General features: G+C 68.6%; 25 protein-coding genes. 10 read left to right on the top strand and 15 right to left on the bottom strand.

Going from position 1 to position 25,593, the window contains the following annotated elements:
• The first annotated feature begins 257 nt into the window (after positions 1-257).
• Positions 258-716: an SRPBCC family protein gene (locus tag AC5Y36_RS14040; protein ID WP_500041526.1), complete on the top strand. Its 459-nt coding sequence runs from the start codon at positions 258-260 to the stop codon at positions 714-716.
• On the opposite strand, the gene AC5Y36_RS14035 is transcribed toward AC5Y36_RS14040, so the two are convergent.
• The 14 genes from AC5Y36_RS14035 to AC5Y36_RS13970 form a co-directional block, all read right to left on the bottom strand.
• Positions 658-1,083, bottom strand: a complete 426-nt coding sequence (locus AC5Y36_RS14035) for a DUF2784 domain-containing protein (protein WP_500041525.1) — start codon at positions 1,081-1,083, stop codon at positions 658-660. The two genes, AC5Y36_RS14040 and AC5Y36_RS14035, sit on opposite strands and share 59 nt — an antisense overlap.
• The gene (locus AC5Y36_RS14030) at positions 1,080-2,081 is read right to left on the bottom strand and encodes a DUF5914 domain-containing protein (protein WP_500041524.1); all 1,002 of its coding nucleotides are present in this window, start codon (positions 2,079-2,081) and stop codon (positions 1,080-1,082) included. Before AC5Y36_RS14030 ends, AC5Y36_RS14035 begins: the two co-directional genes overlap by 4 nt.
• Positions 2,078-3,604: an FAD-dependent oxidoreductase gene (locus tag AC5Y36_RS14025; protein ID WP_500041523.1), complete on the bottom strand. Its 1,527-nt coding sequence runs from the start codon at positions 3,602-3,604 to the stop codon at positions 2,078-2,080. Before AC5Y36_RS14025 ends, AC5Y36_RS14030 begins: the two co-directional genes overlap by 4 nt.
• Positions 3,601-3,939, bottom strand: a complete 339-nt coding sequence (locus AC5Y36_RS14020; RefSeq protein WP_500041522.1) for a lycopene cyclase domain-containing protein — start codon at positions 3,937-3,939, stop codon at positions 3,601-3,603. Before AC5Y36_RS14020 ends, AC5Y36_RS14025 begins: the two co-directional genes overlap by 4 nt.
• The gene (locus AC5Y36_RS14015; protein ID WP_500041521.1) at positions 3,936-4,259 is read right to left on the bottom strand and encodes a lycopene cyclase domain-containing protein; all 324 of its coding nucleotides are present in this window, start codon (positions 4,257-4,259) and stop codon (positions 3,936-3,938) included. The genes AC5Y36_RS14020 and AC5Y36_RS14015 overlap by 4 nt, the downstream gene beginning before the upstream one ends.
• A complete protein-coding gene (locus AC5Y36_RS14010; RefSeq protein ID WP_500041520.1) occupies positions 4,256-5,218 on the bottom strand; it encodes a phytoene/squalene synthase family protein in 963 nt (320 codons plus the stop codon). The genes AC5Y36_RS14015 and AC5Y36_RS14010 overlap by 4 nt, the downstream gene beginning before the upstream one ends.
• A complete protein-coding gene (gene crtI, locus AC5Y36_RS14005; RefSeq protein ID WP_500041519.1) occupies positions 5,215-6,735 on the bottom strand; it encodes a phytoene desaturase family protein in 1,521 nt (506 codons plus the stop codon). The genes AC5Y36_RS14010 and crtI overlap by 4 nt, the downstream gene beginning before the upstream one ends.
• On the bottom strand, positions 6,732-7,853 hold the full coding sequence (locus AC5Y36_RS14000) for a polyprenyl synthetase family protein (protein WP_500041546.1): 1,122 nt from the start codon (positions 7,851-7,853) through the stop codon (positions 6,732-6,734). Before AC5Y36_RS14000 ends, crtI begins: the two co-directional genes overlap by 4 nt.
• Positions 7,853-8,053, bottom strand: a complete 201-nt coding sequence (locus AC5Y36_RS13995) for a hypothetical protein (RefSeq protein WP_500041518.1) — start codon at positions 8,051-8,053, stop codon at positions 7,853-7,855. Before AC5Y36_RS13995 ends, AC5Y36_RS14000 begins: the two co-directional genes overlap by 1 nt.
• 229 nt (positions 8,054-8,282) lie before the next feature.
• Complete coding sequence (locus AC5Y36_RS13990) at positions 8,283-8,510, bottom strand: deoxyribodipyrimidine photolyase (RefSeq protein ID WP_500041517.1); 228 nt, start codon at positions 8,508-8,510, stop codon at positions 8,283-8,285.
• Between the two features lie 99 nt (positions 8,511-8,609).
• Complete coding sequence (locus tag AC5Y36_RS13985; RefSeq protein WP_500041516.1) at positions 8,610-9,971, bottom strand: TIGR01777 family oxidoreductase; 1,362 nt, start codon at positions 9,969-9,971, stop codon at positions 8,610-8,612.
• A 33-nt stretch (positions 9,972-10,004) separates the two neighbouring features.
• Positions 10,005-11,249, bottom strand: a complete 1,245-nt coding sequence (locus tag AC5Y36_RS13980) for a glycosyltransferase family 4 protein (protein ID WP_500041515.1) — start codon at positions 11,247-11,249, stop codon at positions 10,005-10,007.
• 85 nt (positions 11,250-11,334) lie between these two features.
• Positions 11,335-12,867 (bottom strand): 1,4-alpha-glucan branching protein domain-containing protein, encoded by a 1,533-nt coding sequence (locus tag AC5Y36_RS13975; protein WP_500041514.1) that lies wholly within the window; start codon positions 12,865-12,867, stop codon positions 11,335-11,337.
• Positions 12,864-13,646: a class I SAM-dependent methyltransferase gene (locus tag AC5Y36_RS13970; RefSeq protein ID WP_500041513.1), complete on the bottom strand. Its 783-nt coding sequence runs from the start codon at positions 13,644-13,646 to the stop codon at positions 12,864-12,866. The genes AC5Y36_RS13975 and AC5Y36_RS13970 overlap by 4 nt, the downstream gene beginning before the upstream one ends.
• A 207-nt stretch (positions 13,647-13,853) precedes the next feature.
• Here AC5Y36_RS13970 and AC5Y36_RS13965 point away from each other — a divergent pair, with 207 nt between their 5' ends.
• The 9 genes from AC5Y36_RS13965 to AC5Y36_RS13925 all read left to right on the top strand — a co-directional run bounded on the left by AC5Y36_RS13965 (position 13,854) and on the right by AC5Y36_RS13925 (position 24,413).
• Positions 13,854-14,645: an electron transfer flavoprotein subunit beta/FixA family protein gene (locus tag AC5Y36_RS13965; RefSeq protein ID WP_500041512.1), complete on the top strand. Its 792-nt coding sequence runs from the start codon at positions 13,854-13,856 to the stop codon at positions 14,643-14,645.
• Positions 14,646-14,691: 46 nt separating this feature from the next.
• Positions 14,692-15,648: an electron transfer flavoprotein subunit alpha/FixB family protein gene (locus tag AC5Y36_RS13960; protein WP_500041511.1), complete on the top strand. Its 957-nt coding sequence runs from the start codon at positions 14,692-14,694 to the stop codon at positions 15,646-15,648.
• A gap of 85 nt (positions 15,649-15,733) precedes the next feature.
• Complete coding sequence (locus AC5Y36_RS13955; RefSeq protein WP_500041510.1) at positions 15,734-18,472, top strand: AAA family ATPase; 2,739 nt, start codon at positions 15,734-15,736, stop codon at positions 18,470-18,472.
• Between the two features lie 110 nt (positions 18,473-18,582).
• The gene (locus AC5Y36_RS13950; RefSeq protein WP_500041509.1) at positions 18,583-19,326 is read left to right on the top strand and encodes an SDR family oxidoreductase; all 744 of its coding nucleotides are present in this window, start codon (positions 18,583-18,585) and stop codon (positions 19,324-19,326) included.
• Complete coding sequence (locus tag AC5Y36_RS13945; protein WP_500041508.1) at positions 19,323-20,048, top strand: SDR family NAD(P)-dependent oxidoreductase; 726 nt, start codon at positions 19,323-19,325, stop codon at positions 20,046-20,048. The genes AC5Y36_RS13950 and AC5Y36_RS13945 overlap by 4 nt, the downstream gene beginning before the upstream one ends.
• A 14-nt stretch (positions 20,049-20,062) precedes the next feature.
• Positions 20,063-20,719 carry a nitroreductase gene (locus AC5Y36_RS13940; protein WP_500041545.1) on the top strand — a complete coding sequence of 219 codons (657 nt, stop codon included), beginning with the start codon at positions 20,063-20,065 and terminating at the stop codon, positions 20,717-20,719.
• A 73-nt stretch (positions 20,720-20,792) separates the two neighbouring features.
• Positions 20,793-21,131 (top strand): cupin domain-containing protein, encoded by a 339-nt coding sequence (locus AC5Y36_RS13935; protein WP_500041507.1) that lies wholly within the window; start codon positions 20,793-20,795, stop codon positions 21,129-21,131.
• 52 nt (positions 21,132-21,183) lie between these two features.
• A complete protein-coding gene (locus tag AC5Y36_RS13930; protein WP_500041506.1) occupies positions 21,184-22,962 on the top strand; it encodes a flavin-containing monooxygenase in 1,779 nt (592 codons plus the stop codon).
• Entirely contained in the window at positions 22,959-24,413 is a 1,455-nt protein-coding gene (locus tag AC5Y36_RS13925) for an aldehyde dehydrogenase (protein ID WP_500041505.1), read from the top strand. Before AC5Y36_RS13930 ends, AC5Y36_RS13925 begins: the two co-directional genes overlap by 4 nt.
• Here AC5Y36_RS13925 and AC5Y36_RS13920 read toward each other — a convergent pair.
• Positions 24,406-25,542, bottom strand: a complete 1,137-nt coding sequence (locus tag AC5Y36_RS13920) for an NDMA-dependent alcohol dehydrogenase (RefSeq protein ID WP_500041504.1) — start codon at positions 25,540-25,542, stop codon at positions 24,406-24,408. The genes AC5Y36_RS13925 and AC5Y36_RS13920 overlap by 8 nt on opposite strands.
• Positions 25,543-25,593: the final 51 nt, after the last annotated feature.

The raw sequence follows: 25,593 nt of genomic DNA, 5'->3' as shown, positions 1-25,593 counted from the left end.
GGGACGGGTCCGATGAACTGGTCAGTTCTCGTGCCGTGTGGCGGTAGCAGTACATCACGGCGCGCCCTGGACACTCACAGGCCGACCTCCCACACCGAGCACATAGTTAAGCCTCTTAAATACCTGGGGATGCAGCCGGGCGGGTCACAGTGAGTCGCGCGCGTCGCTGATCGTCGCTAAATGGCTGCAGCGCGCAATGTTTGGTGGGGCGAGGCACGCGGGTAGCCCCCTACCGGTAACCAAGAGGAGTGATCACAATGACGAGCAATATCACCGCAGCGGTCGATGTGCACAAGCCGATCCGCACCGTCTACAACCAGTGGACGCAGTTCGAATCGTTTCCCCAGTTCATGGAGGGGGTCGAACGTGTGCAGCAGCGCGACGACAAGCACCTACACTGGACGATCACCGTCGGACCGTCGACGCGCGAGTTCGACGCCACCATCACCGAGCAACACCCTGATGGGAGGGTGTCGTGGCGATCGGACAGCGGACCCAATCACGCGGGCGTCGTCACGTTCCACCGGATCAGCGACGACACCACCAGGGTCACCGCGCAAATGGACATCGACCCCGACGGGGTGATGGAGAATGTCGCGGACAAACTGGGCATCCTGGATCGTCGCGTGCACGGCGATCTGGAGCGGTTCAAGGAATTCATCGAAGCACAGCCCGCCGAGACCGGTTCCTGGCGGGGCGAGGTGGACCGGCCGTAGCGAGCCTAGGACCGCCGCGCTGTCGTAGCAAGACCAGCAACGACAGCGCGGCGGTGCCGAACGCCAGGTGCTGCGCGGTCGGGGTGGCGCCGACGGGGTAGACCACACCGGCCACGTAGCGGGCGATGAACCCCCCGGCCGGCAACGGCGCCAGGCCTGCGCGGGCGCGAGCCCATTGCTCCAGCCGCGTCAACGGGCACGGCAACCCAAGCCACACCACGGCTGCGCCCCAGAGGACGGCCGGGATGTGCAACGCCGTGGAGCGGGGCCAGCGCAACGCCAAGAAGCCGCCGCTGGGCAGGTACAGCAGATAGCCGAAGTGCGCCCCGACGGTGGCGGCGACCAGCACCGCATAGGCCTTTTTCATGGCCGTTCGGCGGTGCGGAACTGGTAGTGGCGTTCGGCGTAGGCCAAGTCGTCGCGCCACAGCCGGTTCGCGGCGTGGCGCATCAGTGGCGTGATCAGCAAAGCCGCCCGGCGCGCACGGTGGAACCCGGGACGCTCGGACTTCGCGATCACTGCCTCGGTCACTGCAGTGCGCGGAAGCCCGTCGGGACCGGCGCCCAGTGGGGTCGCATGGGTTTCGACGATGCTGCCGGAGCCCTCGCCGTCGATGATGCGCATCACGATGGTGCGGGCATCGGGACAGGTGAACTCGGCGATCACCGGCACCCCCAAGCGGCCCAGCCGGAAGGTCACCGAGACCAGGAAGCGGTCGTCGTGTTCGGTGGGGGTACCCAGAACCTCCAGGCGGGTGAACGAGTACGGATGAAACCATCCGCCGTGCCACGGGTCGAGCCGGTTGGCCACGATGTCCGATGGCTCGCACACCCCGATGACCCGGGTGACGGCGTGCAGGGTGGGACCGTCCGGCCGGGCCGCGATCACCGGGGTAGGCAACGGTGTTTGGCCGCCGAGGTCGTCGAGACGCACCCAGGCCAGCACGCCGTCGTCGTGGCTGGGGAAGGTTTTCCAACCGAACTCGCAGGAGTCGCCGTCCAACGCTAGACCATGCCAGCGGCAGATCAGCGCACCGTCACCGATGACCGCGGTGGCGAGATCGGCGCCGAGGTGCGGGCAGCTACGCGGGCCGACCCGCAACTGCCGCCTGCTGTCTCGCCAGGCCACGAGGCCCGTTGCGGCGACCGTCGCGCCCAGCGGCTGCGCGGCCCGCACGTCGCGACTCGCACCCAAAACGTACCAATTTCCGGTGGGCCGACGCTCGGATCGGCGCAGCGCTGCGTTGATCAGGGCCGGCTGCGCGTCGCGATAGGTGGGACGCTGTGCGCGCCACGCCTGTGATGGAACCGGTTGTAACGGCCAGTCTTTGGGCCATCGATCACGTAGCCGGCCGGGGAGGTTCAACTCACCCTCCGTTGTTCTCGTGCGGCGAGCCACCGCAGCGGTGCGGTCCGTCCGGTGGTCGGAACGGTTTTGAGTGCGTGACCGGCCAGGCCCCAGCGGGACAGCAGTTCATTTGCCGCCACCCAACCGGTGGTGGCCGCTCGCTCCATCAGCGCGACCGGCAAGTCAACGCGCACCGCGTCACCGGCGAGCACCAACCCTGGGATCGGGGAGAGCACGGCGGGCCGATTTGCGTAGGATCCCGGCGCGAACAGCGGACAGTCGCTGCGCTGCAGCACGCGCTCGAAAAGCACTTTGGCCGCGCTGGTTTCGGGGTAGACAGCGTGCAGCTGATCGAGCATCGCGGCGCGCGAGGGCGTGGCGGACAGCGCGTAGGCGTGCATTTCGACCACGGATCCACCGTGTCGACTCGCCCATTGCCGGCTCTGCCGCTCATAGCGTTCCAAGACACTCACGTTGTCCAGCGGTTCATGCCCGGCAGTGCCCAGGAAGGCCGGACGCTGGGTTGCCACCGGCCGGTCGAGCCAGAGTCGGTGCACAGCGAACGGCGGCGCGGTCTGCAGCCGACGCAGGCGCGTCCGCCACAGCTCGTCGCCCAGGCCCGCAGACGCGGCCACAATCTGCTGGAGCCCGCCGATATCGGTGGCCAGCACCACGGCGTCCGCGTCATGGTGCTCACCGGCGTCGGTGTACACCCGAAACGGAGCGCCGGTAGGGGTCTCGATGCGGCGGGCGGCGACACCGAGCGCGAAGCGCACCTCGGTTTCGGCTTCCAGATAGCCACGAAGCGGGTCCCACAGGGCTGTGTCGTAATTCGCGGTGGGGACGTCGAAGACGAGTCCTTCGCTGGAGCCCAGGAAATAGATGTGAAACATCGCGGCCAGCTCCGCGGCCGACAAATTCGACGGCTCGGCGAAGAAACTGCGGGAGAAGACTTCGAACGCCAGGTGCCGGGCAGCGGCCGGAAAATTGATGTCCTGCAGGAACCGCTCGGCGTCGACGTGGTCCAGCTGATGGTAGATGGCCGGGACCGACACCGCCGCAAGGGGTGCCGCAGCACGTGCATCGATACGGACTAGGTCGCGCAGCCGAAACGTGGGGCTGCGCAACGCGAACGCCAGGGCGTTCCACGGCGGGACGCGGGGCAGGCCCCGGAAGCTGTCCAGCCGCCCGGCGCCATCGACAAGCGGGTAGTCGTCGACGGCGGTGAACATTCGGGCGGGCGACTCCGCCCGCGCCAGCAACGCCCGCAGGTTGTAGTACTGGCGAAAGAACGCGTGGAAGCCGCGGTTCATGGCCAAGTCGGTGGCGCCGTCGGTTTCGGTCCAGCCGCCCACCCGGCCACCCAGATAGTGTTCGCGTTCGATCACTTCGACGGCGACACCGCGCTCAGCTAGGCCGGTGGCCGCGGTCAGACCGGCGATGCCACCGCCGATGACGACTGCGCGTGGACGCCTCGACAACGCGCCGGCGTGGGGGAGTCCGGGCGGCGCCGGGTGGATACGTTGCCGACGATCGGTCATCGCGGCTCCCCGGCCGACACGGTTCGCCGGGCTACCCGCTGACGCTCCCAGAGCAGCAATACCGCCGTCACCATGGCGAAACCAAACAAGAAGTCTTCGACCGGGATGTCGAAGAACAGCCGCAGACCGCTGGTGTGGCGCTCGTCGTAGCTGACCACAGGGGCGCTGCGTTTGGTCAGCCAGCCGTCGACCGGGATCTGAAAGCCGAGCACGATCAGCATCGACACCCAGTAGGCGGGATGGCGGAACAGTCCGGTGCGCAGCACGGTCAGTTCGAACGCGGCCACCGCGAGCACCGCCGCGATCGCCGGTGCGGTGTAACCCAGGCCCGTCATCTGCGTTGAGCCCAAACCAGAATGGTGCTCACCGCGTTGTAGGTCAGCAGCGCGCACATCGGGATGACGATGAAGAACAGCACCTCTTCGACGGGCACTCCAAACGGCACGCTGACACCGCTGATATAGGCCGGGTCGTAGCTCCACAGGTGGCAGGCGACCGCGATCTCGTCCCACAGCAGAAAGACGACTGCCACCGGCAAAACGGCCCGAACAGCCCACCCCGGGCGCCGATAGACACCCTCGCCGATCATTTCCAGCGGCGCGGTGATCGCCAGGCAGCCGGCCAGGACCAGCAGGTACTGCCAGCGGTCACTCATGCCGCCCCCCGCTGGTAGGACCCGGCGCCGATCGGTGCGCTGGTACGCGCCAGCCAGGCGCGCACCAGGCCGGCACCGGCAACCCGCAACCGGCGCGCCGTGCCGACCGTCGCGCGCCGGCTGAAGACCGCAAAACCGCTGTCTTCGATGCAATCCAGGATCTCCGAGTACAGCTGCAACGCAGTAGCCACGCAGGGCCGTGAGCGCGGCGCGAGCATGGCGATACCGGGTGTGGCCGATGCGTAGGTGGCGCGGGTCGTTTCGTGCTGGTCCCGGAGGGCGCGGCGCACCCGGGCGTCGGTTTGGCCCCTGCGGTGACACCACATCAGCAGGTCCCGATCGACTCCGCACGCGGCGAGTTCGTCGGCGGGCAGATAGACCCTGTCCCGCACCAGGTCTTCGTCGACGTCCCGGAGGAAATTGGTGAGCTGGAAGGCGCGTCCGAGCGCCGCGGCGTACGGGGCTGCCTCCTCGGCGGGTCCCACCGTGCCCAGGATGGGCAACATTTCCAGCCCGATGGCTTCCGCCGACCCGCGCATGTAGACGTTGAGCGCGGCCCGGTCGGGATAGTCGGTGACCGTTAAGTCCATCCGCATCGAGGTCAAAAAGTCGTCGAAGAGGTCGGCGGCGATGTGGTAGCGGCGGGTGGTGTGCGTGACCGCGGCCAGTACCGGATCGTCGTGATGCTCTCCGCGGGCAAAGAACTGGTCGGCCAACCGCTGCAGCTGTGCAGCGCGCTGGGTGGCGTCGCGATCTGGAGCGAAATCGTCGAGTATGTCGTCGGCATAGCGCGCGAATCCGTACAGAGCATGCACCGGCGGGCGTTGATCGGGCGCCAGCAGGCGGGTGGCTAGGAAGAACGTGCGCCCATGGGCGGCGTTGAGGTCGCGGCAGCGGCGATACGCCTCGCGCAAGTCAGGATCGTCAATTCCGGCCGCGGCCAGTTCACTACGGATCATGCTAGAGAAGCTTTCACGTCGAGATGCACGGGTGATCGGTTGGGGGCGACGGTGATTCGGTCGGCGGCCAGCCGACCCGACAACAGCGCGGTGGGGACGCCGACGCCGGGTACCGTCGAGGATCCGGCCAGCACAGCGTTGCCGATGCCGCGCACGGTGTTGGCCGGTCGGAACGGCCCGGTCTGCCGGAACGTGTGGGCCAGCGCGAACGGGGTGCCGGCCAACATCCCCTGATCGGCCCAGTCCTGGGGATGGGTGACGTGCAGCACCTCGGCGTCTTCTCCCAGTTCCCCAAGCCGCTCGCGCACCGTGTCGACGACCGTTTGGGCGTAGGCCGCACCGTGGGTGCGCCAATCGATTTCAGCGGCGTGAAGGTTGGGCACCGGCGCGAGCAGATAGAGCAGATCGCGTCCGGCCGGCGCCAGGCCGGCATCACCGGCCGTTGGGCGGGAGACCAACAGCGACGGATCCTGCATCAGCTGCCCGTGCCGGATGATGTCGGTGAAGGTCTGTTCCCACGCATCGCCGAACAGGATGGTGTGGTGCGCGGTCGCCGACTGCAACTGCCGGCAACCCACGTGGACGACGACCGCCGAGGGAGACGGCCGCAGCCTGTGCAGGCGGCGCGGTGTGCGCCCCAGCAGGCGGTACGTCTGGGGTAGCTCGGTGGTGAGAACCACCGAATCACAAGCGATGCGTTGGGCCTGCTCGGTGTGAACGGCGGTGACGCGATCCCCATTGCGTTCGAGGCGGGACACGGCCGAGCCGTACACAAACCGAATGCCGGCATCGGCGCCGGCGGCCGCGAGCGCGTCGGGAAGCGCCCGGATGCCACCCACCGGGAAGTACACCCCGGAGATGGTGTCCATGTAGGCGATCACGGCGTAGGCGGCCAGCGCGTCCTGCGGTGCCACTCCGGCATACAGGGATTGGAAGGTGAACACCCGCTGCAGCCGAGGGTCGGTGACGTGCTGTTTGACCATCCGGTCCCACTTGCGAAATCCACCGATCGCGGCCAGGTGCGCGAGTCGGGGCGCCAGCAGCGAGAGCGGGGAGGTGAAGTTTGCTCCGATGAATCCGTCCATCTCGATGCGGTACAAGCGGGTCAGCCAGCGCCGCAACCGCAGATACCCAGCGGCCTGCTCGGGGCCGGCGAAAGCTGCAATGGCAGCGGCCATCCGGTCGGCATCGGCGTGCACATCCAGGGTGCTGCCGTCGGCGAACTGGGCGCGATAAGCCGGATCGACCGGTTGCAGCTGCAGCCGTTCGCTGCGGGAGGCACCGACAGCGGCGAACGTCTCATCAATGATGTCCGGCATCGTCAGCACGGTAGGACCGGTGTCGATCCGGTATCCGTCGACGTCCAACCTCCCGGCCCGTCCTCCGGGCCACGTCTCACGCTCGACCACCGTCACCGCACGACCGCGCCCGGCAAGGTGCAGCGCCGCGGACAACCCGGCCAATCCGGCCCCGACCACCACCACGTGCTCGCCGCCGGCCGGCGTCTGGTGGTTCATGCGACCCGCCCGGTGCAGGCGACGGCCATATTGGCCAGTGCGCTACGGACGAACTCGTCGACGGCCATGTCGTGCAGCCCGCGCTGGGCGGCCGTAACGCTGTCAGCGATGCGGCTTTCGGCCCACTTTACTGCACCGCTCGCGCGGATCAGGCTGCGCCACTGAGCGATTGCTGCGTCGTCGAGATCAGCGCGCTGCATCAGCTCGGCGAGTTCACGCCGGATCGGGCCGTCGGCGAAGTGGTAGGCGGCTACCACGACGATCGTCGGTTTGCGTTCGAGCAGGTCGCCACCGTCGGGTTTGCCGGTGGTGGCGGGGCCGCTGAACGCCCCCAGGAGGTCGTCTCGGAGCTGAAACGCCTCACCGACCAGGTTGCCGTATCGGCCCAATTCCGTGACGGTGCGCTCATCGCAGCCGGCCAGCATCGCGCCGATCTCCAGCGGTCGCCGCACCGTGTAGTTTCCGGATTTGAGCCGTGCCACCTGCAGTGCTGTCTCCAAGGGGGGCACGTGACGCACGTCGCCGGCCAGGTCGGCGAACTGGCCGACCGCCAGTTCGACACGCATGGCGTCGTAGTGCGGTCGGGCGCGCTGCAATCGGCTCGGGTCGAGACCGCTTTCGCGCAGCATCTGATCGGCCCAGATCAGGCACATATCGCCCAACAACACGGCGATGGATTCGCCGAAGCGCCGGGACGAACCCGATGAGCCGCGGGCCCGGTGCCAACGGGCGAATTGCACGTGCACTGCCGGGCGGCCGCGCCGCATGGCCGAGTTGTCCATGACGTCGTCTTGCAGCAGCGCGAAGGCATGCAACAACTCCATGCTGGAGGCGGCGCGCAGCGCGGATTCATCCGGCATGGCGCCGCACAGCCAGCCCAGGTACATCAGCGTCGACCGCAAACATTTGCCACCGGAGACGAAGGTGGCCAAAGCCTCCGCCAAAGCGTCGATGCCGGTGGCGTGGAGTTCGGCGGCCGGTCGCGCGGCGATGAAGTCCGCGACGTTGGCCAGCACACTGCACCGGACTCCGTTTTGCCATCGGTCGAAGGGCTGCCCGAGCTCGTCGAGCTCGAGTGTTGTCCGGGTCGGTAACGAAACCGCACGCGTGTCGTTGATCACCGGCGCGCCCAGCCGATCATCCGCTGCCACCAGATGCGAGCAGCGAACCGGTCGGCCTCGCCATGCGACAGCCGGTCCGGGTGTCGGCCGCCGGTGGGATCGCCGTGCGCCGCGGCCAGCAGCCATCGAAATGTCTGGTCAGGTGCACGGCCCGAAGCCGCGCCGCCGGCGGGCCTGCCGCTGGGTTGGTCTGTCACTTGATCTCCTGCTTCGCGACCGCCACAGCATTCCCGGCTGGAGCTGACTCCAACATCGGCGGTCCAGCTATCAGTTAAGTAGCTTAACAGTTAAGAATCAAGAGGTAATTTTGTGGGCGTCGGCTGCGTCACATCGCCGCCGTGTCGTAAACGATTGTTCGGCAATATGTTTGATATGCGCGCCGCTGTACGCGGGATTCGCGCACAGGTCGCTATCTCTTCGTCTCGGCTACTTCTTGCTGGGGATGATCGCCACCACGATCAGCGTGAGGATGCTGAAGAACAGCCCCAGGATGCCCCAGCCGAACGGGTTGCGGCCCTTCATCGCCGCGATGGCAGCGCAGACGATGGCGGCGATGATGCTGCCGATGGCGACGAAAATGCCCTTGATGCCGCGCAGGATGAACCCCGCGGCCTGGGGATTGTCCTGAGCGGCCAGCAACACGGTGTGCAACATAGCGGTCTCTCCTTCGCCTTCGGCTCTCGCCGGATGCCTGACTACCTGCTGTGAGCCGTTGGTACCCGCATCGGTTGGACGTCAAACGGGTGTGTCTGCCTACCGCTGCGGGCGGTGGCCGAGTAGATGGCGCAGCGCCCCCTCGATATCGGAATGTCGGAAGCGGTGCCGGTGCTGAGTCAGCCGGGCCGGGATGGCCCGTTGGCTGGCGCCGGCCAGTTCGCGGGCGCCCTGGTCGCCCAGGAGCAACCGTGGTCCCACTGCGGGCACCGGCACTATCGTCGGACGGCGCAGCACGCGGCCCAAGGCGCGGGTGTAATCGGCATTGCGAACCGGTTGTGGTGCAACCGCGTTGACCGGCCCCGTCAAATCGGTGTCCCACAGGGCGCGGTGATAGATGTCGACCAGGTCGTCGATTTCGATCCACGGCAGCCATTGGCGGCCGTCGCCGAGACGACCACCCGTACCGGCGGCGAACAGCGGCCGCAGCAGCCGCAGCGTGCCCCCGCGCGGAGATTGCACGATCCCGGTGCGGATGCGGGCCACCCGGATGCCGTCCTGTTCGGCCGGACGAAGCGATTTCTCCCACTCGGCGACGACGTCGGCCAAAAACCCGTCGCCGCGCCCGCTGTCCTCGGTGAGCACTTCGTCGCCGCGGTCATAGCCGTAGAAGCCGACCGCCGAAGCGCAAACGATCGCCGCTGGTCCGCCCGCGGTTCGGGCGGCGAGCTCGGCCAGCCGGCGCGTCGGGCCGATACGGCTGTCGTGGATCGCTTGTCGATGCCGGTCGGTGAAGCGGCCGGCGATGGAGGCCCCGGCCAGATGGATCAGCGCATCGATGCCGGTGAGTAGGTCCGCGGCGGGATTCTCGGGTTCCCATCGCCGCTCGTCGGGTGCGTTCGCAGCGTGCCGGACCAGCCGGATGACCCGGTGGCCGCCGGTGCGCAAAAACGCGGTCAAGGCGGTACCGACCAGCCCGGAGGAGCCGGTGATCGCGATGGTCTGCTTGGCCAGCCCGTGCGCGGCGCCGCGTTGGTGGGCGGCGAGGTCGTCGGCGAGCTGGCGGTGCCGGTAGGCGAACATCGGCTCCAGCAGCCGGGCCGGCAGCGGGGTTTGGACGCGGTCGATCACCCGCGTCCGGGCGTCGTCCAGGGCTTCGAAGTCGTGAACGTGGCGCCAGCGCACCGCCAGCGCCGCCGGCAGTGATGCCAGCCCGTCGGCGACGATGGTGTCGACGAACCGCCGCGGCGGGTCAAAGGCATCGGCCTGGTGCTGGGCGAGCCAGCGCAGTCCGCCGGGCAGCGCCAATTCGGCGCGGCCGTCTCGCAACGATTCCGCCTCGGCGACGATCCGCAGCGGCTGCCATGGCGGCGACAGCCGCAGGAAAGCGCCGGGGCGGGCATGCCAGGCGAAGACGTCGTCAGGCGGCGCGTCGACGATGCTGGAATACGTCAGGGCCATGTCCCGACGCTACCGGTCACGCCGAGCGGGTGCTTATCGGTCCGGCAGCGCGTGCTCGACGATCGGGCGGCGCGGCTGCGGGTCTCGCTCCCGGCGTTTGGCCGCAAGATAGACCTGGGCGGTCTCGTCGGCCACCGTGTGCCAGTCGAAGTCGGAGGACAGCCGCTCCCGCGCGGCCTGCGCTCGGCGCTGAGCAGCAGCCGGATCGTCGAGTACGCCACATACCGCCGCGGCCAGCGCCCCGACATCACGCGGCGGGTAGGACACCCCGGTCTCCCCGTTGATGACAGCCTCGCCCAGGCCGCCGACGTTGGACGTCACCAGGGGGGTGCCGGCCGCGGCCGCTTCGAGGGCCGCCAGGCCGAACGGCTCGTAGTGGCTGGGCAGCACTGCGGCGTCCGCAGAATGCAGCAGCGCCAACAGTTCCTGGTGATCCAGCTTGCCGACGAACCGCGTCGCCTTGAGCACCCGGTGCTTGCGGGCGCACTCCACCAGCCACTGCTGTTGGGTGCCGTCGCCGGCGATGGTCAGCGTCGTGCCCGGATAGGCACGACGGATCCGGGGCAGCGCGGCGATGGCCTCCTGCACGCCCTTCTCGTACTCCAGGCGGCCCACAAAGGCCAGCTTCGGCGGCCCGGTCCGGGGCCGGCGCTTCGCGAACGGCCAATCGGCCGCGTCGATCCCATTGCGGATCACGGTGGTCTCACCCAGGCCCGGACCGAACAGCTCGGTGATCTCGTCGCTCATCGACGTCGAACAGGTGATCAGCGAATCGGATTCGCGAACCAGCCAGGATTCCACCGCATGCACCTGGCGGCTCAGCCGTCCGGAAACCCAGCCCGAATGACGCCCCGCCTCGGTCGCGTGAATCGTGGAAACCAGTGGGACATCGTAGAATTCGGCCAGGGCGATGGCGGGGTGGGCGACCAGCCAATCGTGCGCGTGCACCAGGTCGGGCCGCCACACCCGCTGGCCGCCGTGCGTCTTCAGCGCGAGCCCGGCGCGCACCATGGAGTGGCCCATGGCCAACGTCCACGCCATCATGTCGGGGCCGAAGGAGAATTCGTGCGGGTCCTGCGCGGCGGCGATCACCCGCACACCCTCACTGACCTCGTCGGACAACGGGTGGGTGCTGGGGTCGGTGTCGGTTGGCCGGCGGGACAGGACCACCACCTCGTGGCCGGCCGCCGCCAGTGCGGTGGACAGGTGATGGACATGGCGACCGAGGCCGCCGATGACCACCGGCGGGTACTCCCACGACACCATCAGGATCTTCATGCGGGCATCCACACCTGGTGCGAGCGTGCGCCAAAACGGGATTCCGGTCGGCGTGTCGGTCGGGAACACGCACGCTCGCGCGAAATCAGCAACGCAGCCTCCGGGCGTCCAGGGCGCCGAACAGGCCGTCGGCGCGGTTCCAGCCGTCGGCCAGCCGTTGCGCAGTGTCGCGTCGGCCCGACGCCAACGCCGCTGCGATCTCACGGGTGGCGTGTGCGTGCAGATGCGCCCGGTAGCGGGCGTAGTCGGCGGCAGAATCCTTACTCACCATAAACGGCCAGTCACTGGACACCGTCAGCAGCGTCTCCCGCAGGATCTGATCGGCGATCTGATCGCGGCCGGTGGGCCCGTCCAGCGACGCGTTCTGCGCCAGCGCCTTGTCCACCGTGCTCAACGCGGTGTCCACCACCTCGGCGTTGAGCTGCACCAGATCGGCCACCTTCTCGCCGTTCCACACCTGCCAGTCCTTGCCGGAGCCCCACGAGCCGGCCGGCAACTCGACCGCCGAGCCGACGAACCCGCCGGCGATCGCGTCGGACAAGGTGCCGACCCGCACACCCGCGGCCGGCAGGGCGCGCAGCACGCGCTCCAGCCACAGCGGCCCCTCATGCCACCAGTGGCCGAACAATTCGGTGTCGAAGGCGGCGACCACGTGCGCGGGGCGCCCGATGCGCTCGGATTCGGCGAGCAGCCGGCGCCGGACCACGTCGACGAAATCGGCGACGTGGGTGTCGACCGCGGCTTCGGCGCGGGCCGGCTCGTAGGGCGCCTTGTCCTCGGGGGCCACGCCCCGGCCGGTGACCCGGGACGGCTTGAGGCCGGTCTGGTGGTCGTAGGTGTGGAAGTCGCGGTAGGCGGCGTGACCCGGATAGCCGGACTTGGGCGACCACACCCGGTAGCTGACCTGCAGGTCGCGACCGAATGCCACCACGGCGCTGTCGGAGACTGGCCGTCCCAGCGCGGTGTCACCGTGCAGGGACGGCCCGTCGACCATGAAGTGGCTGATCCCGGCGGCGTCGTAGCCCACCTCCATGCCGGGGGAGTAGGCGCACTCGGGTGCCCAGATCCCCGCCGGGGTGTGGCCCAGCCGGTGCCGGGTGTCGGCCAGGCCCTCGCGCAGCGCGAACTCGCGCAGTCGCGGGGCCAGCAACGGCTGGAACGGGTGGGCCAGCGGGCCGCCGAGCAACTCCACCGTGCCGGTGTCGACCAGCTCGCGCAGCAGCGGGCTGGCACCGTGCCGCCAGTAGGTGGTGAAGTCGTCCAACGCCTGCGCGGCCGCCGCCGATTCGTGAATACCGAAGCTGCGCAACGGTTCCGGCAGCGTCGCGGCTTCGGCCGCGCGCAGCCGCCAGTTGCCCAGCCAGTGGTGCATGCCGTCCAGGCAGTACGCGTCGTCGAGCTGCGCGGCCACCACCGGGGTGACGCCGAGGGTGATCAGCCGGTGGCGGTTTTCGCCGGCCAGCGTGCGCAGGACCCGCAGCAGCGGCAGGTAGGCCGCCGACCAGGACTGATACAGCCATTCCTCGCCGACCGGCCAGCGGCCGTGGTGCGCCAGCCAGGGCAGGTGGGTGTGCAGGACCAGGGTGAACAGGCCGGGAGCCGGGGCCGGGTTGTTCATGGCCGTACCGCGATCGCCACCAGGTCCAGACTGTCATCGATATCTCGGCTGTTGCGTCCGACAATCTCGAAGTCGGCGGTGCTGACGCCGGCGATATCGGCCAACAGTTCAGCCGGCCACGGCGCGTCGGCGACCGCCCGGGCGATCTGCGCATCGATCAGCGAGCCGCCGTGTTTGGCGTCCAGGTCGGCCAGCCGCGGCCCATGGAAAACGCCGTGCACCCCGTCCATGCTGAACCCGCCGTCGGTGATCAGCTCGGTCAGCTCGTCGGCGTTGAGCTCGCGGGTGTGGAACGGGTTGATCGGGGTGTCCCGGCCCGGCGAGAAGGTGATCCGGTTGGGGGTGGACACCATCAGCAGTCCGCCGGGCCGCAGCACCCGGGCGCATTCGGTGATGAACTGCAGCTGATCCCACAGGTGTTCGATGACCTGGAAGTTGACCACGACGTCCACCGAGGCGTCGGGCAGCGGCAGCGCCGCGAGGTTGCCGTGCGTCACCTGCACCCGCGGGTAGCGGGCGGCCACGTGCGCCACGGTGGCCTCGTCGTAGTCCACGGCGATCACCCGCTTAGCTGTTTTCGCAATCAGGTCGGCGCCGTAACCCTCACCGCAGCCCGCCTCGAGCACCACGCGGCCCGCGCAGCGCGGCGCTAGCTGCTCATAGACCACCTCGTGGCGACGGAACCAGTAGTTCTCCTCGGCCAAACCCGGGATGGTGCGTTCCCCGGTCAACGGCAGGGCGTCGTCGTTGGGCGGGCCGTCGGTAGCGAATGTGCTCATTGCAAGAGGCAGGCTATCTCGTGGCGGGCGGTTCGCGAACCGTTCACCCCGACGGGCGGGAAGAACCTGCACTACGACCCGCTATGGTGTACAGGCGAACCGCACAAAGTTACCGGTGAGTAACATAGCCGTGCGGGGGCGTACACCGTGACCCAAGTCCTACGGCCGGGGGCCGTACGACGCGTTCGAGGAGGACGAGCCAGACCCATGACGAACATCGTGGTCCTGATCAAACAGGTCCCAGACACCTGGTCCGAGCGCAAGCTCACCGACGGTGATTTCACCCTCGACCGCGAGGCCGCCGACGCGGTGCTCGACGAGATCAACGAGCGTGCCGTCGAAGAAGCCCTGTTGATCCGGGAGAAAGAAGGCGGTGAGGGCAGCGTGACGGTGCTGACCGCCGGGCCGGAGCGCGCCACCGAGGCGATCCGCAAGGCCCTGTCGATGGGCGCCGACAAGGCGGTGCACCTCAAGGACGACGGCCTGCACGGCTCCGACGTGGTGCAGACCGCGTGGGCGCTGGCCCGCGCGCTGGGCACCATCGAGGGCACCGAGCTGGTCATCGCCGGCAACGAGTCCACCGACGGTGTGGGCGGCGCGGTGCCGGCCATCATCGCCGAATACCTGGGTCTGCCGCAGCTGACGCATGTGCGCAAGGTGACCCTGGAGGGCGGCACCATCACCGCCGAGCGGGAGACCGACGACGGCGTGTTCACGCTGGAGGCGTCGCTGCCGGCCGTGGTCAGCGTCAACGAGAAGATCAACGAGCCGCGCTTCCCGTCCTTCAAGGGCATCATGGCCGCCAAGAAGAAGGAAGTCACCGTGCTCACCCTGGCCGAGATCGGGGTCGAGGCCGACGAGGTCGGGGTCGGCAACGCCGGTTCTACGGTCACCGCGTCGACGCCCAAGCCACCCAAGACCGCCGGTGAGAAGATCACCGACGAAGGCGACGGCGGCACCAAGATCGCCGAATACCTGGTCGCCCAGAAGATCATCTAGCGCGCACAGCGCGTGGAAATCCATCGACAGAAGGCTTGCAGACAACATGGCTGAAGTACTGGTGCTCGTTGAGCACTCTGACGGGGCGCTGAAGAAGGTCAGCTCCGAATTGATCACCGCCGCCCGCGCGTTGGGCGAGCCGGCGGCCGTCGTGATCGGTGCGCCGGGCACGGCCGCGCCGCTGGTCGACGGGCTCAAGGCGGCCGGCGCCGCGAAGATCTACGTCGCCGAGGCCGACACCGCGCAGAACTACCTGGTCACCCCATACGTGGATGTCCTGGCCGCGCTGGCCGAGTCGGCCTCCCCGGCCGCGGTGCTGATCGCCGCCAACGCCGACGGCAAAGAGGTCGCCGGCCGGCTGGCTGCCCGCATCGGGTCGGGTCTGCTGGTCGACGTGGTCGACGTGCAGGCCGGCGGCAAGGGAACGCACTCCATCTTCGGTGGCGCGTTCACCGTCCAGGCGCAGGCCAACGGCGACACCCCGGTGATCACCGTGCGTGCCGGTGCGGTCGAGCCGCAGCCGGCCGACGGCGCCGGCGAGCAGGTCACCGTCGAGGTGCCCGCGGTCGCCGAGAACGCCACCAAGATCACCTCGCGGGAGCCCGCGGTGGCCGGTGACCGTCCCGAGCTGACGGAGGCCGCTGTCGTGGTCGCCGGCGGCCGTGGCGTCGGCAGCGCGGAGAACTTCTCCGTGGTTGAGGAGCTGGCCGACTCGCTGGGCGCTGCCGTGGGTGCCTCGCGTGCCGCGGTGGACTCCGGCTACTACCCGGGTCAGTTCCAGGTGGGCCAGACCGGCAAGACGGTGTCCCCGCAGCTGTACATCGCGCTGGGCATCTCCGGGGCGATCCAGCACCGGGCCGGCATGCAGACGTCCAAGACGATCATCGCGGTCAACAAGGACGAAGAGGCCCCGATCTTCGAGATCGCCGACTACGGCATCGTCGGGGACCTGTTCAAGGTCTCCCCGCAGCTGACCGAGGCGATCAAGGCCCGCAAGGGCTAAATTCTTTGCGCCGAGCAGACGCAGAATCGCACTGCACGAACGCTTTTCGTGCGATTCTGCGTCTGCTCGCGCTGATGGGGCGGTGATGAGCCCCCCGACCTCGCTGCATGGCCGCACCGCCGAGTGCGCGCAGCTGCAGGAACTTCTGGTTGCGGCCCGCGGCGGGCGCAGTCAGGTGCTGGTCCTGCGCGGCGAAGCGGGTATCGGCAAAACCGCGCTGCTGGATTATCTCGTCGAATCCGCCCAGGATTTTCAGGTGATCCGGGCCGCCGGGGTGGAATCCGATATGGAACTCGCGTTCGCCGGACTGCAGCAACTGTGCGCGCCCTTGATGGACCGCGTCGATCGTCTGCCCACACCGCAGCGTGAAGCGTTGGCCATCGCGTTCGGTCGGAGCACCGGGCCCACACCCGACCGCTTTCTGGTCGGACTCGCGGTGCTGGGGCTGCTCGCTGGGGCCGGCGGGCCGGTGCTGTGTCTGGTTGACGACGCCCACTGGCTGGATCGGGTCTCCGCTCAGACGTTGGGATTTCTGGCTCGACGGCTGCTGGCCGAACCGATCGCGCTGGTGTGTGCGTTGCGCCAGCCGGTCGACGCTCTGACCGGGCTGCCGAAACTGATGTTGCGCGGCCTGGCCGGTTCGGATGCACATGCGCTGCTGGAGTCGGCGCTGCCGGGCCGGATCGACCCCCAGGTTGCCGACCGGATCGTCGCGGAGACACACGGAAACCCGTTGGCCCTGCTGGAGCTGCCGCGGGGACTGTCCGCAGCCGAGTTGGCCGGCGGCTACTACCGTCCGGACGTGGTGCCGGTGGCCGGCCAGATCGAACGGCACTATCTGGCCCTGGTCGGTGCGCTGCCGGAAGCCGCCCAACGGCTGCTATTGGTCGCCGCCGCGGAACCGGTGGGAGATGCGACCCTGCTGCTGCGGGCCGCCGAGGTGTTAGGGCTGCCGGCTGCGGCGATGGCCCCGGCCGAAGAGGCGGGCCTGATCGAGGTGGGGGCGCGGGTACGGTTTCGCCACCCGCTGGTGCGCTCGGCGATCTACCGCGCGGCCCGCCACGACGATCGACGGAATGCCCACCGCGCCCTGGCCGAGGCAACCGACCCGGGGCATGATCCGGACCGGCGCGCCTGGCACCGTGCCCACGCGGCGGCCGGCCCCGACGAGTCGGTGGCCGCCGAGCTGGAACATTCCGCCGGACGGGCCGCGCTACGCGGCGGAACTGCCGCCGCGGCAGCATTTTTGACCCGTGCCACCGAACTCACTCCCGACGCCCGAACCCGCGGATCCCGCGCACTGGATGCCGCGGACGCCAAGCGTGCGGTGGCCGAACTCGACGCAGCCGGTGAATTGCTGGCGATCGCCGACCTGGCGCCGCTGGATGCCCTGCAACGCGCCCGGCTGGCACGCATACGTGCGCAACTGGCTTTCACCCGCGGCCGGGGAAGCGGCGACGCGCCCACACTGATCGACTCCGTGCACCAATTCTTCCGCACCGCAAGCAGTTTGGAATTGCTGGATGCGGCGATGGCACAGGAGACCCTGCTGGAGGCGGTCAGCGCGGCGATGTATGCCGGCCGGCAATTCGGGGCCGATGTGCGCGGCCATGTCACCACGAGCCTTGCCGCCGGCCCAGATGTCGACCCGAACCGGCCGGCCGAACTACTGCTGCGGGCCCTGACCACCCGAATCAGCGCGGGGGCAGCGGCCGGGGCAGCACCGATGCGTGCGGCGGTCGCGGCCCTCACCCCTGCCAACTGGTCATGGCAGTCGTTCCCGATCGGATACGAGGCCGCTGTGCACGACCTCTGGGACGACGAATCCTGGTATCGGATTGCCAACGACGCCCTGCGGGTCGCCACCGATACCGGGGCGCTGGCCATGCTGCCGACCGCATTGACCACGCGGGCTGGTGTGCACCTGCAGGCCGGTGAGTTCGCGTCGGCCCGGGCGTTGATCGCCGACGCCGGGACCCTGTTCGCCGCTGCCGACGACAAGCCGGTGCGCTATCACGCTCTGGCGTTGGCGGCGTGGGCTGGCGACGAAGCCGAGGCCGCCGCGCTGATCGAGGCGGCCGCACAGGACGGGGCCGCCCGGTGCGAGGGACGGATAACCGCACTGGCCGGATACGCGACCGCGGTGCTGTACAACGGCCTGGGCCGCTACGAGATCGCATACCGGGCGTTGCGCCGGGCGTGTGAATACGAGGATCTGGGCCTCTACGGGTGGAACCTGGTCGAGCTGGTGGAGGCTGGTGTCCGGTCCGGTGAGCGCGCCACCGCCGCCGACGCGCTGGCAGAGCTGGAGGAGCGCGCCGTGGTCAGCGGAACGGACTGGGCGCTGGGCGCGCTGGCCCGGTCGCGGGCGCTGCTCAGCGACGGACCGGCCGCCGAGGAGCACTACGTCGAGGCGATCGAGCGGCTGGGGCGCACCCGGATCGCCGTACAGCTGGCGCGTGCGCATCTGGTGTACGGGGAATGGCTGCGACGGGAAAACCGCCGGGCCGACGCCCGCACCCACCTGCGGACCTCGCACGAGATGTTCGGCCACTTCGGGGCGCAGGCGTTCGCCGAGCGCACCCGGCGTGAACTGCAGGCGACCGGGGAGAAGGTGGGCAAGCAACCGGCCAGCGCCGGTGACGCCTTGACCCCGCAGGAGCAGCAGATCGCCGAGCTGGCCGCGGCCGGCCTGACCAACAGCGAGATCGGGGCCCAGCTTTTCATCAGCGCGCACACCGTCGAATGGCACCTACGCAAGGTCTTCGCCAAGCTGGGCATCCGGTCCCGCCGGGCGTTACGCGACGCTGCGGCCCTCCGCTAGCCAACCCCCGGCCCGCGGGCAGACTACGGACTTTCCAGGGTTCGCCCGCGGTATGGCTGGTGCCAGTGTTGAGGTACCGCAAATGCAACGGCCGAGAGGATGCACGAAACATGAAGATCACAGTGATGGGTGCCAGCGGACAGATCGGTTCCAAGGTGGTCGAGTTGCTGCGCGGCGCCGGCCACGAGACCGTGGCCGCATCCCGCAATTCGGGCGCCGACGTGCTCACCGGCAGCGGCCTGGCCGAGGCGCTGTCGGGCGCCGACGTGCTGGTCGATGTGGTCAACTCGCCGAACTTCGACGACGACCCGGTGATGGATTTCTTCACCAAATCCACCACCAATCTGGTGGCCGCGGCCAAAGCCGCCGACGTCGGCCACTATGTCGCGCTGTCCATCGTGAACTGCGAGGGGCTGCCCGACAGCGGATACATGCGCGCCAAGGTCGTGCAGGAGCGGATCATCACCGAATCCGGGCTGCCCTACACGATCGTGCGCGCCACCCAGTTCCACGAGTTCGCCGAAGCCATCACGGCGACGTTGACGGCCAACGGTGAGGTGCGGGTGCCGGCCGGGCTGATCCAGCCGATCGCCGGCGCCGACGTGGCCGCCGAAGTCGCCCGCGCGGCGCAGGCCGCGCCTGCCGACGGAATCGTCGACATCGGCGGACCGGAGAAGATGAGCTTCGCGGAGCTGGCCAAGCTGGCGCTGGCCCACCGCGGCCAGACACTCCCGATTGTCGTCGACCCGTCTGCCGTCTACTTCGGCACCCAGGTCGGCGACACCGGGCTGGTCACCGGTGACGGCGCCACGCTGGCCAGCACCCGCCTCGCGGACTGGCTGGCCGGGCAATGACGGAACTCGCTGGGCTGACCGCGTTGGTCACCGGCGGGACCGCGGGCATCGGGCTCGAGTCCGCCCGGCTGCTGGCGCGGCACGGCGCCGCGGTGATCATCACCGGTCGTTCTGCTGACCGCGGTGCCGCGGCCGTCGCCGAACTCGGTGCCGGCGTGCGATTCATTGCCGCTGACCTGTCGGAGCTGGATTCGGTGAAATCCCTTGCGCAGCAATGTGGGAAAGTCGACATCGTGGTGAACAACGCGGCCAGCTTCCCGGGGGCATTGACCGTGGATCAGGACGTCGAATCGTTCGAGTCGACCTTCGACACCAATGTGCGTGGTGCCTACTTCCTGGTCGCCGCGTTGGTGCCGGGCATGTTGCGGCGTGGACGCGGCAGCATCGTCAACGTCACCAGCATGGTCGCCTTCAAGGGCGTTCCCGGCGCGTCGAGCTACAGCGCCTCCAAGGCCGCGCTGGAATCGCTGACCCGAACCTGGGCCGCAGAATTCGGGCCGCACGGGGTCCGGGTCAACAGCGTCGCGCCGGGCCCGACCGCCACCGACGGGGTCGTCGCCGAATGGGGCGACGTCAACGACGAGCTGGGCCGGGCGCTTCCGCTGGGCCGCACCGCGCAGGCGGCCGAGATCGCGCAGGCGGTGCTGTTCCTGGCGTCGCCACGGTCCAGCTTCATCACCGGCTCGACCCTGCACGCCGACGGCGGCGGTGCAGCCGCCTGAGGATCGGAGGAATGATGTCCGGGTTCGACGACGTGGTCAACCGGCGGCATTCGTCGCGAATGTTTCTGCCGGACAAGCCGGTTCCGGCCGAGCTTCTGCACGAGGCATTGACCCTGGCGATGCGGGCACCGTCGAACTCCAACATCCAGCCGTGGCACCTGTTCATCGCCACCGGCGCACGCCGCGACCGCCTGGTCGCGGCGCTGGGCGACGAGGTGAGAGTCAACCGTCCCGCGGTGATCGGGGGACTGCCCGAGTCGCACAACCGGCTACGCCGCGAACTCGGCGCCCTGGTGTATGGCGCGATGGGTGTGGCGCGAGAGGATCGGGAAGGACGGTGGAGCGCCCAACTGCGCAACTGGGAGTTCTTCGGTGCCCCGGTGGCCGGGATCGTCTGCATGCACCAGGATCTGGGGTTCGCCGACGCGGTCGGTGTGGGCGCATTCCTGCAAACCCTGCTGTTGGCCCTCACCGAGCGGGGCCTGGACAGCTGTGTACAGGTCTCTACCGCGATGTACCCCGACATCGTGCGCGAACAATTCGACATCCCCGACGACCTCAGGATCCTGTGCGGGCTGTGTATCGGCTACGCCGACCCCGGATTCCCCGCCAACAACCTGCGGATCCCCCGCAACCCGATCAGCGAGAACGTGGTCTTTCTCGACAACTGAGCCGACGCCATCCACGACCGATAACCCGGCCCGCAGCACCACGTGGCAGGACGCACTCACGGTGATCCAGTGTGTGAAGCCGCCGGCGCTGCCGGCGGACGCCGAGGCGATGACCGTGGTGATCGAGTACCCGCCCGGCGCCCCCCACCGCCATCCCAGCGGACCCGCGTTCGGCTACGTGCTGAACCGGGAAATGGTGTTTGAGCTCGAGGGGGAGGCGCCCCGCGTGCTCAAGGCGGGTGACGCGTTCTGGGAGCCGGGCGGCGACGTCATCCACTACCAGGACGGCAACAACCGCTCCGATATACCGGTGCGTTTCCCGGTGACGATGTTGTGCGTGCCCGATCAGCCCATGCTGATCCTGGTCGACGACGACGAACTGGAGCAGCGCCGCGACCGACGGGTGAGCTAGCCACACGAGGTACCTGCTTGCCAGATGGTGAAAACTATTCCACTATTCACCGATGGCCAGTGACGGCGCCGGATTCGACGCGGAGGAGTTGCGGCAGCGGTACGCCCAAGAGCGTGCGCGGCGGCTGCGGGCGGACGGGATCGCGCAATACGTCGAGATCGCCGGCGAATTCGCCGGATTCGGTGAGGACCCTTGGGCGCAACCGGGTTTCACCCGCGAACCGCTGACCGACGAAGTCGATGTCGCGATTGTGGGGGCCGGATTCGGTGGGCTGCTCACCGGTGCGCGGTTGCGCGAACTCGGGGTGAGCAGTCTGCGGCTGATCGACAAGGCGGCCGACGTCGGTGGCACCTGGTACTGGAACCGCTACCCGGGCATCGCCTGCGACGTCGAGTCGTACGTGTACATGCCGCTGCTGGAGGAGCTGGGTTACCTGCCGACCGAGAAATACGCCAAGGGTGCGGAGATCTTCGCGCACTGCCGCGCCATCGCACACCACTACGATCTCTACCGGGACGCCTGCCTGCAGACCGAAGTACTCGAGATCCGGTGGGAACCGAGCGACTCACGATGGGTGATCTCCACCAACCACGGCGACGCGATGCGGGCCCGGTTCGTCTCGATGGCCAACGGCTATCTGCAGAAGCCGAAACTTCCGGGCATCGACGGCATCACCGAATTCGGCGGCCACGCATTTCACACCAGCCGTTGGGACTATCGCTACACCGGTGCCGATCTGGAGAATCTGGCCGACAAACGCGTCGGCATCATCGGCACCGGCGCCACCGCCATCCAATGCGTGCCGCGACTGGCGCCGGCGGTCGGACACCTGTTCGTGTTCCAGCGCACCCCGTCCACAGTGGACGTGCGGGCAAACGCGCCGACCGATCCGGCCTGGGCTGCCGCCTTGGAACCGGGCTGGCAGCAACGCCGCATCGAGAACTTCCAGATCCTCACCGCGGGCGGTAGCGCCGACGAGGATCTGGTCAACGACGCCTGGACCAGCCTGGCCAAACAGATGCCGATCGCCAAGGAGGGCACCGACCCGCGGGCATCGGCGGCCGAACTGGCCGACTTCGCCAAAATGGAGCAGATCCGGGCCCGTATCGACGCCCTGGTGACCGACCCGGCCACCGCCGAAGGACTCAAGCCCTGGTACGGCTACTACTGCAAACGGCCCTGCTTCCACGACGAGTACCTGCAGACGTTCAACCGGGACAACGTGACTCTGGTCGACACCCACGGGCGCGGTGTTGAACAGATCAGCGCCCGGGGGGTCGTCGTCGACGGCACCGAGTACCCGCTGGACTGCCTGATCTTCGCGACCGGCTTCGAGGTCGGCACCGACTACACCCGACGCACCGGATTCGAGGTGATCGGCCGGAATGAACAGGCGCTGACCGACAAGTGGTCCGACGGGGTGCGCACCCTGCACGGCTTGCACGTCAACGGCTTTCCGAACTGCTTCATCGCCAGCATCGCGCAGTCCGGCTTCACCGTGAACTTCCCGTACCTGATCGAGACCCAGTCGCGGCACACCGCGTGGGTGATCGCCTGGGCATTGCGGAACGGTGTCACCGAGATCGAGGCGACCGCGGACGCCGAAGCGGCCTGGGTGGAAACCGTGGTCGCCCGCTCCGGTGTCATCTCCGGCCGGCGCGAAGCGTGCACCCCGGGCTACTACAACCGCGAAGGCCAGACCAGCGACCGGCTCAATCAGGACAGCTTCTTCTTCGGCAGCCCCACCGAATACGCCGACATTCTGCGCGCCTGGCGTGACGCGGAAAGCCCTGCCGGGATGGACATCACGGCGCCCGAACTCAGCCGATGAGCACCAGCCTGCTGATCGGCGGAGCGTTGGTCCCGGCAGTGCACGGCCGCACCTTCGCGACCGTCAACCCGGCCACCGAGGAGCCGCTGGGGGTGGCAGCCGACGCCGACACCGACGACATGGACCATGCCATCGCCGCGGCGCGCACCACGTTCGACGACACCGACTGGTCGCGGGACACCGCGCTGCGGGTGCACTGTCTGCGTCAGCTGCGCGATGCGTTGAACGCCGAAATCGAGCCGCTGCGTGCGATGACCGTCGCCGAAGTGGGCGCCCCGGTCGCACTGACCTACGGCGGACAGTTGCAGGTCCCGGTCGACGGCCTCGGATTCGTCGCTGATCTCGCTGAAAACTATCCATGGGCAACCGATCTCGGTGACGCCGCGCCGTTCGGCAAACCAACCCGGCGGACCGTCGTGCGCGAACCGCACGGGGTGGTGGGGGCGGTGACCCCGTGGAACTTCCCGCACCAGATCAACTTCGCCAAACTCGGAGCCGCTCTGGCAGCCGGAAACACCGTCGTCCTCAAGCCGGCGCCGGACACCCCGTGGTGCGCCGCCGAGGTCGGCCGCATCATCGCCGAGAAAACCGACTTTCCGGCCGGCGCCGTCAACGTCGTCACCTCGAGCGATCACCGGTTGGGTGCGCAGTTGACCACCGATCCGCGGGTGGATCTGGTGTCGTTCACCGGATCCACCGTCACCGGCCGCTCGGTGATGGCTGCCGCCGCGGCCACCATCAAACGGGTGTTTCTGGAACTCGGTGGCAAATCGGCGTTCATCGTCCTCGACGACGCCGAGTTGGCCGCCGCCTGCGCCTCGGCCGCCGTCTCGGTGGCGACGCACGCCGGGCAGGGCTGCGCCTTCACGACTCGGCTGGTGGTGCCCCGGGAGCGCTACAACGAGGCGGTGGCCGCTGCGGCCGCGGCGATGGCCGATGTCCGTGTCGGTGATCCCACCGATCCCGCGACGCTGTGCGGGCCGGTGATCTCGGCGCGACAGCGCGACCGGGTCGAAGGGTATCTGGGGTTGGCGCCAACCGAGGGCGGCTGGTTCGCCTGCGGGGGCGGCCGGCCGGCCGACCTGTCCAGCGGCTTCTATATCGAGCCGACGGTGATCGCCGGATTGACCAACGAAACCCGGGTCGCCCGCGAGGAGATCTTCGGACCGGTGCTGGTGGTGCTGGCCCACGACGGCGATGCCGACGCGGTGCGCATCGCCAACGATTCGCCCTACGGGTTGTCCGGTGCGGTGATGGGTGCCGACCCCGATCGCGTCAGCTGGGTGGCGTCGCGGCTGCGGACCGGCACCATCAACGTCAACGGCGGAGTCTGGTACGCGGTGGACGCCCCGTTCGGTGGCTACAAGCAGTCCGGCATCGGCCGCGAAATGGGGTTGGCCGGGTTCGAGGAATACCTGGAAACCAAGCTGATCGCCGAAGGCGTCAGGTGATCGAGAAGTCGATGACGCCGCGGACCAGCCGGCCGCCGAGCAGGTCGTCGAAGGCATCGTTGATGTCGTCAAGCCGGTAGCGCCGGGTGATCATCTCGTCGAGCTGCAACCGTCCGGCGTCGTAAAGCTCAGCCAGCAACGGGATCTCGGTCGTCGGGTTGCACGATCCGAATATGGTGCCGCACAGGTTCTTGTTCATCAGGATGAAGTCCTGCAGGTTGAGCCGGATGGCGTCGGTCGACGGTGACGCCATCCCGGTCAGCACACAGGTGCCGCCCTTGCGGGTGAGCGTGAGCGCCCCGTCCACGTCGTCCTCGCCGATCGCCGACGGGGACAGCACGACCGCATCGGCCATCACACCGTGGGTCAGCTCACGAACCAGCTCGATTGCTTCGAGCGTCGTCGGTGCCGTGTGCGTGGCGCCGAATCGTTGTGCTGATTGGCGTTTGAACGCCACCGGGTCGACCGCGACGATGCGGTCGGCGCCGCTGTTGCGGGCACCCTGGATCGCTGCCGTCCCGATCCCGCCGACACCGATGACGACCACCGTGTCGCCGTGGCGCACCTGGGCGCGGTGGGTCGCCGACCCGTATCCGGTGGGGACGGCGCAGGACAGCAGTGCCGCCGGCACCAGCGGCAGACGCCGGTCGATGCGGACCAGCGAATCCGCGGCGACGACGGTGTGTTCGGCGAACGCGCCGATCTTCGAGGTGTGCCGCAGGTCCTGGCCGTCGAGGCTGTGATGACGAAACGTGCCGTCGGTGGGCATTCCGGGTACCAGGGTGCCGGCACCGACATCGCACAGGTACTCCATGCCGGTGCGGCACCAACGGCATTGGCCGCACACGGCCAGGAACGACGTCACCACGTGGTCACCCGGTGTGAACCGGGTGACTCCGGGGCCGACCGCGACGACGACCCCGGATCCTTCGTGCCCGCCGATGGTCGGCGGCATCACCGTCGCTCCGGGCGCCGCCAGATACCCGGTGCGGATGTGGTCATCGGAGTGGCACAGGCCGGCCGCGGCCATCGCCACCAGCACCTCGCCGGCGCGCGGCGGGTCGAGTTCGAAGGTCTCCACCGACCACGCGCCACCGGGCTCGCGGACGATGGCGGCACGGGTCTTCATCGGTTCACCATGGGCAGATTCTCGCGTGAGCAGACACAAAAGTGCTCCTTT

Source organism: Mycobacterium sp. NGS50 (assembly GCF_059812545.1).
This window is presented reverse-complemented; position numbering and strand designations above follow the sequence as displayed.

Excerpts from the sequence above, each read along its gene's own strand:
- AC5Y36_RS13955 (WP_500041510.1), top strand. The coding sequence starts at position 15,734 with ATGAGCCCCCCGACCTCGCTGCATGGCCGCACCGCCGAGTGCGCGCAG.
- AC5Y36_RS13950 (WP_500041509.1), top strand. The coding sequence starts at position 18,583 with ATGAAGATCACAGTGATGGGTGCCAGCGGACAGATCGGTTCCAAGGTG.
- AC5Y36_RS13930 (WP_500041506.1), top strand. The coding sequence starts at position 21,184 with ATGGCCAGTGACGGCGCCGGATTCGACGCGGAGGAGTTGCGGCAGCGG.
- AC5Y36_RS14020 (WP_500041522.1), bottom strand. The coding sequence starts at position 3,939 with ATGACGGGCCTGGGTTACACCGCACCGGCGATCGCGGCGGTGCTCGCG.
- AC5Y36_RS14015 (WP_500041521.1), bottom strand. The coding sequence starts at position 4,259 with ATGAGTGACCGCTGGCAGTACCTGCTGGTCCTGGCCGGCTGCCTGGCG.
- AC5Y36_RS13925 (WP_500041505.1), top strand. The coding sequence starts at position 22,959 with ATGAGCACCAGCCTGCTGATCGGCGGAGCGTTGGTCCCGGCAGTGCAC.
- crtI (WP_500041519.1), bottom strand. The coding sequence starts at position 6,735 with ATGAACCACCAGACGCCGGCCGGCGGCGAGCACGTGGTGGTGGTCGGG.
- AC5Y36_RS13920 (WP_500041504.1), bottom strand. The coding sequence starts at position 25,542 with ATGAAGACCCGTGCCGCCATCGTCCGCGAGCCCGGTGGCGCGTGGTCG.
- AC5Y36_RS13980 (WP_500041515.1), bottom strand. The coding sequence starts at position 11,249 with ATGAAGATCCTGATGGTGTCGTGGGAGTACCCGCCGGTGGTCATCGGC.
- AC5Y36_RS13945 (WP_500041508.1), top strand. The coding sequence starts at position 19,323 with ATGACGGAACTCGCTGGGCTGACCGCGTTGGTCACCGGCGGGACCGCG.
- AC5Y36_RS13990 (WP_500041517.1), bottom strand. The coding sequence starts at position 8,510 with ATGTTGCACACCGTGTTGCTGGCCGCTCAGGACAATCCCCAGGCCGCG.
- AC5Y36_RS13965 (WP_500041512.1), top strand. The coding sequence starts at position 13,854 with ATGACGAACATCGTGGTCCTGATCAAACAGGTCCCAGACACCTGGTCC.
- AC5Y36_RS13940 (WP_500041545.1), top strand. The coding sequence starts at position 20,063 with ATGTCCGGGTTCGACGACGTGGTCAACCGGCGGCATTCGTCGCGAATG.
- AC5Y36_RS13985 (WP_500041516.1), bottom strand. The coding sequence starts at position 9,971 with ATGGCCCTGACGTATTCCAGCATCGTCGACGCGCCGCCTGACGACGTC.
- AC5Y36_RS13975 (WP_500041514.1), bottom strand. The coding sequence starts at position 12,867 with ATGAACAACCCGGCCCCGGCTCCCGGCCTGTTCACCCTGGTCCTGCAC.
- AC5Y36_RS14035 (WP_500041525.1), bottom strand. The coding sequence starts at position 1,083 with ATGAAAAAGGCCTATGCGGTGCTGGTCGCCGCCACCGTCGGGGCGCAC.
- AC5Y36_RS14025 (WP_500041523.1), bottom strand. The coding sequence starts at position 3,604 with ATGACCGATCGTCGGCAACGTATCCACCCGGCGCCGCCCGGACTCCCC.
- AC5Y36_RS13960 (WP_500041511.1), top strand. The coding sequence starts at position 14,692 with ATGGCTGAAGTACTGGTGCTCGTTGAGCACTCTGACGGGGCGCTGAAG.
- AC5Y36_RS13970 (WP_500041513.1), bottom strand. The coding sequence starts at position 13,646 with ATGAGCACATTCGCTACCGACGGCCCGCCCAACGACGACGCCCTGCCG.
- AC5Y36_RS14010 (WP_500041520.1), bottom strand. The coding sequence starts at position 5,218 with ATGATCCGTAGTGAACTGGCCGCGGCCGGAATTGACGATCCTGACTTG.
- AC5Y36_RS14040 (WP_500041526.1), top strand. The coding sequence starts at position 258 with ATGACGAGCAATATCACCGCAGCGGTCGATGTGCACAAGCCGATCCGC.